Source organism: Aestuariivirga sp. (assembly GCF_044239095.1).
Classification (GTDB): Bacteria; Pseudomonadota; Alphaproteobacteria; order Rhizobiales; family Aestuariivirgaceae; genus Aestuariivirga.
The window spans coordinates 1-11513 of the sequence record NZ_JBIICB010000125.1; the positions used below are offsets into that span (position 1 = coordinate 1).

6 protein-coding genes and 2 pseudogenes are annotated in these 11513 nt (G+C 59.7%); 7 read left to right on the top strand and 1 reads right to left on the bottom strand.

Going from position 1 to position 11513, the window contains the following annotated elements; translation table 11 throughout:
- Positions 1-193 (bottom strand): annotated as a pseudogene (locus ACILRA_RS12430) (hypothetical protein); the annotation flags it as partial.
- Between the two features lie 6 nt (positions 194-199).
- On the opposite strand from ACILRA_RS12430, the pseudogene ACILRA_RS12435 reads away from it, so the two are divergent.
- The 7 genes and pseudogenes from ACILRA_RS12435 to ACILRA_RS12465 form a co-directional block, all read left to right on the top strand.
- A pseudogene (locus ACILRA_RS12435) lies at positions 200-898 on the top strand (IS3 family transposase); the annotation flags it as partial.
- Positions 899-1046: 148 nt separating this feature from the next.
- Positions 1047-2081, top strand: a complete 1035-nt coding sequence (locus tag ACILRA_RS12440; RefSeq protein ID WP_395662418.1) for an extracellular solute-binding protein — start codon at positions 1047-1049, stop codon at positions 2079-2081.
- Between the two features lie 5 nt (positions 2082-2086).
- Positions 2087-3193, top strand: a complete 1107-nt coding sequence (locus ACILRA_RS12445; RefSeq protein WP_395662419.1) for an ABC transporter ATP-binding protein — start codon at positions 2087-2089, stop codon at positions 3191-3193.
- 4 nt (positions 3194-3197) lie between these two features.
- Complete coding sequence (locus ACILRA_RS12450; protein ID WP_395662420.1) at positions 3198-4910, top strand: putative 2-aminoethylphosphonate ABC transporter permease subunit; 1713 nt, start codon at positions 3198-3200, stop codon at positions 4908-4910.
- On the top strand, positions 4889-5692 hold the full coding sequence (locus ACILRA_RS12455) for an inositol monophosphatase family protein (protein WP_395662421.1): 804 nt from the start codon (positions 4889-4891) through the stop codon (positions 5690-5692). The genes ACILRA_RS12450 and ACILRA_RS12455 overlap by 22 nt, the downstream gene beginning before the upstream one ends.
- Complete coding sequence (locus ACILRA_RS12460) at positions 5689-6993, top strand: aminotransferase class III-fold pyridoxal phosphate-dependent enzyme (RefSeq protein WP_395662422.1); 1305 nt, start codon at positions 5689-5691, stop codon at positions 6991-6993. The genes ACILRA_RS12455 and ACILRA_RS12460 overlap by 4 nt, the downstream gene beginning before the upstream one ends.
- Positions 6994-7774: 781 nt before the next feature.
- Positions 7775-10558, top strand: a complete 2784-nt coding sequence (locus ACILRA_RS12465; RefSeq protein WP_395662423.1) for a mechanosensitive ion channel domain-containing protein — start codon at positions 7775-7777, stop codon at positions 10556-10558.
- Positions 10559-11513: the final 955 nt, after the last annotated feature.

Here is an 11513-nt window from a genome sequence, read left to right on the forward strand (position 1 = left end):
TGACCGCCGAGGCCTCGCGCCAGCAGGTCACGACCGCGTCTTCGACCATTCCGGCGGCAAGCCGCATCGGCAGGGTTTCCTCGCCGGTCTCGCGGTTACGGATGACATCCATGGAAATGTAGTACCGATAAGGCATCGTCCCCTTTTTCGTGCTGTTCGGCGTCATGGCCGCGCCATTTTTGCTGAAGATCATCCTCTTCAAGAGCGCGGTCGGCTGGGATACCGGAAGATGGCAGCCCTCCTGCGCAGCACGTCGGGCTCGGTGGTCAACGACAAGCGGGTAGAACGGATCTGTCGGCAGGAGGGTCTGAAGGTCCAGCCCCGGCAGCCAAAGCCCAGCCTGATCTGGCCGAGCGACGGTGCCTGCATCCGTCTTCAGGCCGAACGGCCAAACCATGTCTGGTCTTACGACTTCGTGGAGGATCGCACCCATGACGGACGGAAGTACCGCATGCTGAATGTGGTGGATGAGTTCACGCGAGAATGCCTGTCGATCAGGGTCAACCGGACGCTCAAGTCTTCCGAGGTCATCGACATCCCCTCCGACCTCTTCATCCTCCGGGGTGTGCCGGAGCACATCAGGCCGGATAACGGCCCCGACTTCGTTGCAAAGGCGGTTCAGGACTGGATCGCCGCCGCTGGCGCAAAGACCGCCTCCATTGAGCCGGGGAGCCCGTGGGAGAATGGATACGTCGAGAGCTTCAACACCCGCCTCCGCGACGAACTTCACAATGGCGAAATCTTCTCTATCCTCGCCGAAGCCCGCGTCATCGTGGAAAGCTTGCGGCGCTTCGACAATACGCTTTGACCATACGAATCACTGGGCTACCGGCCCTCAGCCCCGGAGGTCTTCATTGCGCAGTCAGCGCGGGCGGCTGCACCACCCCGACCGGCTTCGCCGCCATTCCCACCCCCGCGATCGATCCGCCCCGCCGAGCGGCGTCACCTGTGGTTCCCGCGCTTTCTGGGAACAGTGGTTTCATTGTCATACAATCGTAATGCAGGCTGTCTAACGCACTAACTTAACTTAAATGAAGGTGACAATCATGATTGCTTCTTCGTCCCGTCGTCTCGTGCTTGCGGCAGTGCTCGCAGGACTGCTCGGAACAGGTTCCGCGCTGGCCGAGCAGAGGACGCTAACGGTATACAGCTCGCTCGACGAGGATCAGGCCAAGGCGCTTGCCGACGGCTTCATGGCCGCCAACCCCGACATCAAGATCGAGATGATCAATGGCTCCACGGCCCCGATCATTGCACGTGTCATTGCCGAGGGCGCCAATCCGCTGGGCGATGTGATCATGGGCAACGCCGTATCGGCGCTCATGGCCGCCGATGCCAAGGGCCTGCTGGAAAGCTACAAGCCTGCGAACTACGATGCCGTGAGCCCGGTCATGCGCGATAATCGCGAGAACCCTGTGTGGGTCGGTATCGACGCCTGGGCGGCCTCCGTCTGCTTCAACACCGTCGAAGCCGAGAAGCTGGGTCTTCCGGTCCCCAAGAGCTGGCAGGACCTTACCAATCCGGCCTACAAGGGTCACATCACAATGCCGAGCCCGCTGTCGTCCGGCACCGCTTTCCTCGCCGTCAATGGCTGGCTCACCGCCTTTGGTGAAGAGGGCGGCTGGAAATACATGGACGCCTTGCATGAAAACATCACGCAGTATGGCCACTCGGGCAGCGCGCCCTGCCGCCAGGCTGCTGCGGGCGAAACCGTCATCGGCATCTCCTACTCTACGCCGGGCGTGAAGGCGATTAACGACGGCGCGCCGATCAAGATCATCCTTCCGGAGGAAGGCCTCGGCTGGGAAATCGAAGCGACCGCGCTCATCAAGGGCGCGAAGAACACTGATGATGCGCGCAAGCTCGCGGACTGGGTGTCCTCGCGCGAGGCAGCACAGATCTCCTCCAAGTTCCTGCCGATCACTGCCTATGACGACATCTCCGAACTTCCCCCGAACTATCCCGAGGGCGAAAAGGAAAAGCTTCTTAAGATGGACTTCGCTAGCCTCGCCGCCAACCGCGAAGCCGTGATGGCCGAATGGCAGAAGCGCTACGGCACCAAGGTTCCGCCGAAGCAGTGAGCTTGATGGACGATCCTTCATCCCAATCAGGAGGGGCTGCCACGGCGGCCCCTTTCCTTCGTCTCAGAAACATCTCCAAGCGTTATGGTACGGCCACCGTCGTTGACAGGGTCGACCTCGATGCGGCGGCCTCCCGCTTTGTATGCGTTCTGGGACCCTCGGGTTGCGGTAAGACTACCCTGCTACGCCTGATCGCTGGCTTCGAGACTGCCGATGGAGGAACCATTCACCAGAATGGCCGTGACGTGACCACCCTGCCGCCCGAGGCGCGGGACTATGGCATCGTCTTCCAGTCCTACGCGCTTTTCCCCAACCGGACAGTGGCTGGCAATGTCGGCTTCGGCCTCGAAGCGACCGGCGTGGCAAGGGATGCCCGGCTCAAGCGCGTCACCGAACTGCTCGCGCTCGTCGGCCTGTCGGAACACGCTTCAAAATATCCGAACCAAATATCCGGTGGTCAGCAGCAACGCGTTGCGCTGGCGCGTGCTCTCGCCCTGTCACCGGGTCTTTTGCTCCTTGATGAACCGCTCTCGGCGCTTGATGCCAATGTGCGGGCTCACCTGCGCAGCGAACTGCAGGCGTTGCAGCGGCGCATTGGAGTGACCGCTCTCATGGTGACCCATGATCGAGAGGAGGCCTTCTCGGTGGCCGATCAGGTCGTCATCATGAACAAGGGGCGCGTCGAACAGACCGGCAGCCCTGAAGAAGTCTATCAACGGCCTGCCAACCTGTTTGTGGCGCGCCTGCTCGGTGGCTGCAATGCGCTTGCCACAGAGATGATCGGTGAAACTACGGCCATTGCCCAGGGGCTCAGGCTCCAGGCCGCTGGGGGTGGCGCCAACCGTATCGGCCAGACCTATGCCTGCATTCGCCCGGGCGCCGTGCTGGTGGGGCAGGAGGCGGATGGCGCACCAAACCGGTTCAACGCGCGCGTCGCATCTCTCACCTTCCTCGGTGATATCGTCAGGCTGGTGCTGCAACCCGACGACAGTCCCCGGTCCGTCATCGAAGCGGACGTGCTGCGCTCCCGGCTCGACCGTATTCCGCAGCTTGGCGAGCAGGTGATTTTTGCCCTGCCGCCGTCGCATCTGATGTTTCTCGGAAGTGCCTGATCGCATGGGCGGGCAGACATTGCAGGACGGGCTTGCCGGGCAAGGCCGCATCCACCGGCTCTGGTCCGCGAGGCTGACGCGCCAGGTACTTCCGCCTTTGGCGGCCGTCCTCTTGGCGCTCGCCACCATTCTGCCCATTGGCGCGTTGCTCGTCCGTAGCCTGTTCAATCGCGACGGGAGCTTCTCCGGACTAGGCAACTTCGTGCGCTATGCGACGGAGCCGGGTCTTGCCACCGCGGCGTGGAATTCGGTCGCGCTGTCGGCAACTGCAACCGTCCTGGCCATCATTATCGCCTATCCGCTTGCCTATGGGCTGCATCGCAGCTGCATGCCGTTCAAAGGTCTGTTTCGCGCCATCGTGATGCTGCCGCTGCTGGCGCCGTCGCTGCTGCCGGCGATCGGCCTGATTTATCTTTTCGGGACACAGGGCGTCCTCAAGAGCTTGCTCATGGGCGAGCAGCTTTATGGGCCAGTAGGCATCGTCATGGGCTCCGTGCTCTACGCACTGCCGCATGCCGTGCTGATCCTGTCGGCGGGCCTCGCCGCCAGCGATGCGAGGCTCTATGAGGCCGCGCGGGCGCTGCGGGCCGGACCGTGGCGGCAGTTCCTCGCCATCACCTTGCCGTTCAGCCGCTATGCGATCATCAGCGCAGCCTCCGTGGTTTTCGTTCTGGTGTTCACCGACTTCGGCATTCCGACAGTGGTGGGCGGGTCCACCAATGTGCTGGCCACCGACATTTACAAGCTGGTGATCGGCCGGTTCGACTTCGAGCTTGGCGCCGTCGTCGGCGTGCTGCTGCTGACGCCCGCGGTTGCCGCATACGGGATCGATGTGCTGGCGCGCAGGGCTCAGCGCACCACGCTGAGCGGCAAGTCGGTGCCCGTCACACCACAGCCCTCGGCCTTGCGTGACGGCGCGCTTACGGCTTTCGCCACTCTCGTCTCACTGGCGGTCATTGGCGTCATCGGCATGGCCGTTTTCGGATCGCTGGTGAAGTTCTGGCCCTACAATCTCAGCCTCGACGTGAAGAACTATGCCCGTGTCTTCGCCGCGGGTGATGATGGCCGTGCCCTCGTGGCGAGCCTCTGGCTCGCCGGCTTCACCGCGTTTTTCGGATCGGTCATCGTGGCGCTCACCGGCTGGCTCGTCGCGCGTAAGGTGGGGGCTGCCATCCCAACCCAGCTCGTCCAGGGTCTTGCCATGCTTCCAGTCGCGGTGCCGGGACTGGTGCTGGGGCTCGGCTATATCTTCTTCTTCAACGCGCCGTCCAATCCGCTCAACCCGTTGTTCGGCACACTCACGCTGATGGTGGTTTGCACCATCGCGCATTTCTATACCGTTCCGCATCTGATGGTGGTTGGCACGCTGATGCGTACCGATCCGGAGATCGACATGGCGGCGCGGGCGCTGCAGTCGACGCCGGCCGGCACGGCGCGGCGCATTCACTTGCCGATGCTGCTTCCAACCCTGATCGATGTATTCGGCTACTTTTTCGTGAATGCAATGACGACGGTATCCGCCCTGATCTTCCTGTTTACCGCCAATTCCCGGGTTGGCGCCATCGCCGTGGTAAACCTGCTGGAGGGCAGCCGTTATGGGCAGGCTGCTGCTCTGGCCGTGCTCATCATGCTGATCTCCATAGTGGCCACCGCACTGCAAATCGCCCTTCGGGCATTCATACTCAGGAGGCAGCCATGGCGGCGGAAGACAGGTTGACCGCAGAACTCCTTGCCTTCGCGCATCGTCTGGCTGATGCCTCGGGCGCTGCCATCATGCCTCACTATCGGACGGGCATCGCCGCGCGGGACAAGTCGGACGGTGGACGCTTCGACCCAGTAACCGCCGCCGACCGCGCCGCCGAGCAGGCAATCCGCAGCCTCATCGCCACTGTCTATCCTTCCCACGGCGTCATTGGTGAGGAATTCGGCTCCGAGAACACGGATGCAGAATTTGTGTGGGTGCTCGATCCCATCGACGGCACCAAGTCCTTCATAACGGGCATTCCCCTCTGGGGAACGCTGATCGGCCTCCTGCGTGGGGGCGAACCTCTGCTCGGCCTCTCTGATCATCCGTTTCTGAAGGAGCGCTTCTGGGGAGATGGCCACTCTGCCACGGGCTCCAGCCCCTCCCGCACATGGCAGCTTGCCAGCCGCAAACCGGTTCGCCTGAGTGATGCGGCCGTCTTCGTGGGATCCTCTGTCACTGATAATCCGGCCCTGTTCGGGCGGCTCAGGAGCCTGACTCCGCGCGTGCGGATGGTCCGCTTCGGCAGCGACTGCTACGATACCTGCATGTTGGCTGAAGGTCACATCGACGCGGTCCTGCAGACGGGCCTCGACATCTACGACATCGCCGCGACGGTTCCAATCGTCTCGGGCGCTGGCGGCATCGTCACTGGGCTGGACGGCGGTCCGGCGATCCGGTCCAATACAATCCTGACCTCTGGTGATCCGGACCTGCATGCCGAACTGCTGCCGCTGCTGGCGGCCGACCCGTGAAGGACGGTGCCGACATCGTGGCTCGCGATGCCGCCGTGTTTATCCATCAGGACGGCTCTTCGCCCTGCATCGGCGCCCTGCGCGCCGCAAAGGGCTTGTGGATCGAGGACGTGGATGGCCGTCGCTACATCGACCTTCATGGCAACAGCTGCCATCATCTGGGGCATGCTCATCCCCGCATCATCGCGGCTTTAAAGGACCAACTTGACCAGCTTGCCTTCTCGCCGCGCCGCTTTGCCAACGCACCGGCCGCTGAACTTGCCGAGCGCCTGACGGCTCGTTTCCGTGGCGGGCGGTCGCGGCTGCTGCTTATGCCCGGTGGATGCGAGGCTATCGAAACGGCCATCCGGCTCGCCCGCATCGCCACAGGGCGCTCGGGCATCATCGCCCTGGAAGGCAGCTATCATGGTCATGGCATGGGAAGTCTCGCACTCTCCAGTGGCCGGCTTGATTCCCGGCTGGGAAGTCAGTTGACTGACATCCACCATCTCACGCCCTACTGGGATCAGGCCGGAGGCGGAGCTGAAGCAATGATTGCCGATCTTGCGGCCTGTCTTGCCCAGAACCGTGGCCGCATCGCTTGCCTTGTGGCTGAGCCCATACGATCCAATGCGCATGTGCCGCCTTCGGATCTGTGGACGCGCTGCGCGGGGCTATGTGCAGAGCAAGGGGTGAAGCTGATTTTCGACGAGATCCCGTCCGGTCTCGGCAAGACGGGCCGTTTCTTCGCGCATGAGCATTTCGGTGTCACACCTGATATGGTCGTGCTGGGAAAGGCACTGGGCGGGGGCGTTTTGCCGCTCGCTGCCGTCATAGCCGATGATCGTCTCAATCTTGCGCCAGAACTCTCGGTGGGGCACTTCACGCATGAGAAGAACCCGCTGTTGGCACGGGCGGCGCTTGCCATGCTCGACGTGATCGAGGACGGAAGCCTTGTAGCTGCAGCCGAAATTCGGGGCCAGCAACTTGAAAAGTTGCTGGACGGACAGACCGCCAGTGGTCTCTTCCTCAGGCTGAGAGGTCTCGGCCTGCTTCGGGCCTTGGCCTTTGAGGGAGCGCCCTTAGGCGAAGCCTTGCTTGAACGGACAGCGCTGGCGGTTGGGCTCTCTGCCACCGCAAAGGACGACTTTTCTATCGGAGTGTCGCTGCCTCTTATCTCGAGTGATGAGGAAATCCGGATTGTTGCTGAACGTCTTCATCAAATGGCGGAGAACTTGGCGTTCCTGCAGGATGCTCATGCAAGTGCTCAGCCAAGGAAGGCTCACAGACCGAACAATGGTCAAGATCCACACCACACTTGAGGCTCAATGAGGATCTGGGCCATTCAAAAAATGAACTTGGCACGACGCACTCGATTTAGTCAGGACCGACATTGAATTGAGTTAGTGGCTCCTGTTGGGTTCGGCAGCCAAGGGCAGGGCCGATAGGATTACAACCGGGTTTACTGGACAACAGGCTAGCATGGAGGCCAAGATGCCGGAATCACTGCCCCAATGCTTCCAGTGAAGGCGAGATTCCTGAGGCGTCGTTATCTGTTGAGTGCGGCGCTTGCCATATTCGTGCGATAAAATGGAGTCGCTAAAGCAACCGGGCCCCTCAAATTCGGCTTGACCCCCGTCTTTCTGAATAACGACATCGACCTCTTGGCGAAGCTCAAGAGCTACCTTTCCAGGCAGACTGGCCGAGAGGTTCAGCTCGTCCAACGCCGCACATATGAAGAAATCACGGCGCTGCTGCTCTCGGGCCAGCTCACCGCGGCATGCTTCAATATCTTCAGTTTGCGCTGAATCTCGCGATCTTTCTGGGTCATCGCAGACATCCTCCCAGCCCAATAGGGCTATGAAATGGGATGTCTCGCAAGATCGTAGATATCTACAGCCCGAAAAAAGAAGGAGACAAGCCATCCCTTGACCTCAGCATGAGCTGCAATCCATAACCAGGAGTGGCTCACTTCTCGATGGAAAACCCGGCTTAGTTCTCTTTGAAACGGAAGAATCTAGGCTGTGAAGTATTTGTCGTAGAAGTTAGTGTCTTACGGCTTTAGTTGATGGCAAGGGTTCGGCAGTGGAAAACGCGCGAAAAATGCATTTTGCGTTCAGTCTGCTGATTGTTCTGATCGCCGCCATTGGACTGCTTGAAGGAACACCCTATATCCGGCAGGCCTATGCTTGGGTGCAGCATTTCGCGAGCCAGGAAAAGACCGAATACAAGTTTGCTCTTGTTCTCAAAAAGGGTGAACTGGATGACAAAGACAGGCAAATCCTGGCGGGCATCGACGATCAGATCAAACAGATCAACGCCTCGAACGCAGACTTCCTGTTGAGCTACAACCTCTATGCCGATGGCGAGACACCGGAAGAAGCGGAGAAAATCGCCCTCGACATCAGTTCAGCGGGAGATAACAATGCCGTCATCGGCGATGGGGGTTACGAGAACTCCAAGCGCGCCGCCGACTATTATCTTGTGACACAAATGCCGTTTCTGTCGCTGACAGAAACACACTTCAACCTCACTGCCTTTAATGAATGGTCTTTCCGGCTCATCTTCGATGAGTTGCGCTTTGCCGACTACATCGCTGAGCGTCTCAAGACGCTCAATCATAACAGAAACCTGGTCATCCTTACTGATGGCGAGGGTACCAGCCCGGCGTTCTTGAGTACCATGTCGGAGAAATTGCCCAGAACCCAGATCATCGCCGAGAAGAAAGTCAGAAAGGCCATGCAGGCTCTTGCCGGCTTGCAATCGCCAGATAAAGGCGTCGAAGTTCTGCTGTTGGGGCGACCGGAGTTTGTGACTGGATGCCTTACAAAGCTGGTCGCGTCGAAGATATCGATCATCATGATCGACGACCTGGAGGAAGATGCCCGCCGCCTGTTGAAGAACGATTCTAATCTGGCTGAAGTGACGTTGTTGAGCCCATTCGTTCCGGATCTTGCCTCCGTAGCCGCCAAGAATGTGGCCCGTGAATTCGAAGAGAAGTATGGCGTCCAGCCGACCTGGCGCTATTTTCTGGCCCGTGCCGGAATCGAGCTTCTTGCCCACGCGATCAAACAGAATGCCGCGGCCAGCAAGCCTGGTGAATTCGATGTTCGGGCGATACGGAAGGAAGTGCAAGCGAACTGGGCGAATTCAAGATCCGTGTCCTCTTCCGTCACCACGCTGATGGGGCCAGTCTACTTTGATGAAGACGGGAACGCCTCAAGCCAGGTCTATGCACTGGATGTGGCCAAGGGAAAGAGCAACCTCTCGGGGGCACAACTTGTCTTCGGCGCGACTGGTGGCACCCTCCAGCCGCTGTCCGTCGTGTGGGCGTCGGCCGACCTAATCGGCGTTGAACCCATCAAGGACGCGGATGACCGGCGGAAGACAACCTTTTCCGTGCAACTCGCCTCCCGCGCGCCCAAGGCAATCTTAACAGAGATGATGATCAATGATGTAGGGGTCAGCTCACTGGGCGCTCAAATGGAAGCGACATCGGCAAATGGCTGGTCGTTCATGCGGGGTCAAATTGCGATCGAAACGCCAATCGAGCAGAGCGGCACTGAGAGCCTGACAGATGGCGCACGAACCACGCTGAACATTCGGCACGCGGAACTTGATAGCAGCCGCCTTGTGGTGGTTCCTGTTGCTGGTTTCGACCAGTCGCGTCTTCTTGCCTCGAGCAATGGCGGTGTCTCATCCCGCCAGCTTGCAAGTGGACAGGACTTTTTCCTCCTCGGCGGATTTGCGCGCGACGACGGAGCCTTCAACACGCAAGAGTTCTCCCAGGCGACCTTTGTCTTTGGGCTGCGATCTCCATTCCAGTCATTCCTCGAGGCCGCCGCAAGCCCGTTCCGGACAAGTGGTCTCTTTCTGCTTCTGGGATTGGGCGTTCTTGCTACAATGTGGGGCGCTTATGCCGTTGCGGCAAACCGGGTCGGCACTATTGACAGTCTGCTCTTGCCGCTCTGTCTGCTCTGCGGACTCATCGGCACAAAACTCAGCCTTTTCCTCGCATGGTATGAGATTGATGAACTCTCGTCGGCCTACTGGCTGAACAAGGCGCTTCTGACCGGAATCGTTTTCTCAGCCGGTGCGGTCGGAATCAGTTTCACGAACCGTCTTTTCCTTATGATCGAGCGGACGTCAGAAAAGAAGGTAGCCGGCATCATCAGAACATTCGTCGGCATTGGCTGGTGGGTTGTGATTGCAGGCACCGTGGCGTTCGTCGTTGGTGAGCTCAGTCTTGGTCAAGCCCTGGCTACCTCTGGCTTGCTGGTCTTCACCATTGGCCTCGCGATTCAGCCGCTCATTCTTGACGCATTTTCCGGCCTTATGTTGAGCATCGAGCGCTCCTTCATGATCGGCGACTGGATTGAAGTTACATTCCCGGGTTCGGCTGAGCCCGTGGTTGGCAGGGTCAAAGATGCAAACTGGCGATCCGTGGGAACTGTGACCCGCGATGGCAATGAGGTGACAATCCCCAACCACATCATCACGACGAAGCACCTTACCAATTTTTCCCGGCCCAGTCCGGAGAGTCGAATCGAAATATGCTTCCTTGTTGAGAATAAGCACGATTTGCATGAGATCATGTCAAGCGTCGCCGCGAAGTCCCAAGAGTACATCAGCGGAGGCAGTATTCTTGCCCACCCTGCGCCGCGGGTCGTCGTCGAGGAACTGAAGGATCAGGGCGTGGAACTCAAGATTCAGGCCTGGTACCGCGCTGATCTCCATTCGCCCGACACGGCGCGCACCGACCTGACGCATGTCCTGAGCCGGGTGATCCGTGAGGGCGGCTGGAACTTCGCCCTGCCGACGCTGCGCTACATCAAGATAGGTGATGCGCCGAAAAGAGAAGTTAGCGCCGATCGTCAGCCAGCTTGAAAGAATCAGCTGTAGTTGCCGTTAGGGAGTGTGGCACCTGTCAAGTGACACCCAGATTTGCGAACTAACGCGACACCAAGTCTTACGAGGTCCCTGTAAACGGAAACTGCGTCCGGCGACGGCAATGACCGCCAGCAGACAGAGCGGCCCCGGCAATGGCAGTGGAGAGTGGGGCGTGATGGTTAGTTCTTGATCGATGCTTCCAGATCGGGCGGCCTGTAGCTCCGGCCCTTGATGTTCATGGCATGCGCGCGATTCAACAGGCGGGCGAGGCTTGGATCAGGGTTCCTACAATTTCGACCAAACGTTTGGATTCGCCGACGGGATTCGAATTGTACTGAAATCTTACGGCAACAATATCAATGGCTTGCGAGGCGAGAGTGTTGGATTTGAGCACCTCTCCCTCCGCCATTAGTCTCCCTTAGAGCATTGATATCGCTTACGAAATTCGGCGGTGGGTGGTTCTCGCCCCGCCAAGTGCCACACCACGCCCGTCTGCATCGCCCCGGCCGGCGATTACCGGCAACGTCACCCTGCCTTGGGTGACGAGCGCTCCGGCGGTTGCCCAAAACGACCCCTGCCAAGCAGCGCGCCATCCGGCGGATTCCTCGGCTGATCCAGAACGGTCTGCCGCCCGCCCTGCTGGCGAGATCGAGCGCCTGCCCGGCAGACCCCCCGGGGGGAAGGCAGGTCAATCGGGGCTGCGTTTGCCGAGGCCAGGGGTCGCGGGGATTTTTTCGCTTTATGAACTTGAGTGAAAGCAATGCCTGATGAACTAACCCGAATTATTCATGAGCACGATGATTGTGGGTTGACGGATGTAGTGTAATACCAAGGGCTCTTGTGACTGACTCACGGGGGATTCCCCTGAAGTTGGAGTTCTGATTCACTGGGCGCGAGGAGGATTCGCGCCATGCCACCAGCAGTACCCCTACGGACAGATTTCTCGGCACGT

What these genes read in the sequence shown, in the direction of transcription:
- ACILRA_RS12440 (WP_395662418.1), top strand. Translation starts at nt 1,047, where the DNA reads ATGATTGCTTCTTCGTCCCGTCGTCTCGTGCTTGCGGCAGTGCTCGCA.
- ACILRA_RS12445 (WP_395662419.1), top strand. Translation starts at nt 2,087, where the DNA reads ATGGACGATCCTTCATCCCAATCAGGAGGGGCTGCCACGGCGGCCCCT.
- ACILRA_RS12450 (WP_395662420.1), top strand. Translation starts at nt 3,198, where the DNA reads ATGGGCGGGCAGACATTGCAGGACGGGCTTGCCGGGCAAGGCCGCATC.
- ACILRA_RS12455 (WP_395662421.1), top strand. Translation starts at nt 4,889, where the DNA reads ATGGCGGCGGAAGACAGGTTGACCGCAGAACTCCTTGCCTTCGCGCAT.
- ACILRA_RS12465 (WP_395662423.1), top strand. Translation starts at nt 7,775, where the DNA reads ATGCATTTTGCGTTCAGTCTGCTGATTGTTCTGATCGCCGCCATTGGA.